Origin of the sequence: Streptomyces sp. NPDC052396 (assembly GCF_044593195.1) — a bacterium.
In the GTDB taxonomy this organism is placed as follows: domain Bacteria; phylum Actinomycetota; class Actinomycetes; order Streptomycetales; family Streptomycetaceae; genus Streptomyces.
In genome coordinates this window covers 1-1,416 of sequence record NZ_JBIUAW010000039.1, presented here as the reverse complement: position 1 = coordinate 1,416, position 1,416 = coordinate 1, and the positions used below count along the sequence as shown (strand labels likewise).

1 rRNA gene is annotated in these 1,416 nt (G+C 56.4%); it reads right to left on the bottom strand.

From position 1 onward, the window contains the following. Positions 1 to 21 precede the first annotated feature (21 nt). Positions 22 to 1,416 (bottom strand): 23S ribosomal RNA (locus ACIHFE_RS34505); the annotation flags it as partial.

The window sequence follows — 1,416 nt, the reverse complement described above, 5'->3', positions numbered from 1 at the left end:
ACACAGTGGACGCGAGCAACTGAGGACAAGCCCTCGGCCTATTAGTACCAGTCAGCTCCAACCGTTACCGGTCTTCCACACCTGGCCTATCAACCCAGTCGTCTACTGGGAGCCTTACCCCATCAAGTGGGTGGGAGCCCTCATCTCGAAGCAGGCTTCCCGCTTAGATGCTTTCAGCGGTTATCCCTCCCGAACGTAGCCAACCAGCCATGCCCTTGGCAGGACAACTGGCACACCAGAGGTTCGTCCGTCCCGGTCCTCTCGTACTAGGGACAGCCCTTCTCAAGACTCCTACGCGCACAGCGGATAGGGACCGAACTGTCTCACGACGTTCTAAACCCAGCTCGCGTACCGCTTTAATGGGCGAACAGCCCAACCCTTGGGACCGACTCCAGCCCCAGGATGCGACGAGCCGACATCGAGGTGCCAAACCATCCCGTCGATATGGACTCTTGGGGAAGATCAGCCTGTTATCCCCGGGGTACCTTTTATCCGTTGAGCGACGGCGCTTCCACAAGCCACCGCCGGATCACTAGTCCCGACTTTCGTCCCTGCTCGACCCGTCGGTCTCACAGTCAAGCTCCCTTGTGCACTTACACTCAACACCTGATTACCAACCAGGCTGAGGGAACCTTTGGGCGCCTCCGTTACTCTTTAGGAGGCAACCGCCCCAGTTAAACTACCCACCAGACACTGTCCCTGATCCGGATCACGGACCCAGGTTAGACATCCAGCACGACCAGAGTGGTATTTCAACGACGACTCCACACACACTGGCGTGCATGCTTCACAGTCTCCCACCTATCCTACACAAGCCGAACCGAACACCAATATCAAGCTATAGTAAAGGTCCCGGGGTCTTTCCGTCCTGCTGCGCGAAACGAGCATCTTTACTCGTAGTGCAATTTCACCGGGCCTATGGTTGAGACAGTCGAGAAGTCGTTACGCCATTCGTGCAGGTCGGAACTTACCCGACAAGGAATTTCGCTACCTTAGGATGGTTATAGTTACCACCGCCGTTTACTGGCGCTTAAGTTCTCAGCTTCGCCCCACCGAAATGGAGCTAACCGGTCCCCTTAACGTTCCAGCACCGGGCAGGCGTCAGTCCGTATACATCGCCTTACGGCTTCGCACGGACCTGTGTTTTTAGTAAACAGTCGCTTCTCGCTGGTCTCTGCGGCCACACCCAGCTCAGAGTGCAAGACTCATCACCAGACATGGCCCCCCTTCTCCCGAAGTTACGGGGGCATTTTGCCGAGTTCCTTAACCATAGTTCACCCGAACGCCTCGGTATTCTCTACCTGACCACCTGAGTCGGTTTAGGGTACGGGCCGCCATGAAACTCGCTAGAGGCTTTTCTCGACAGCATAGGATCATCCACTTCACCACAATCGGCTCGGCATCAGGTCTCAGCCC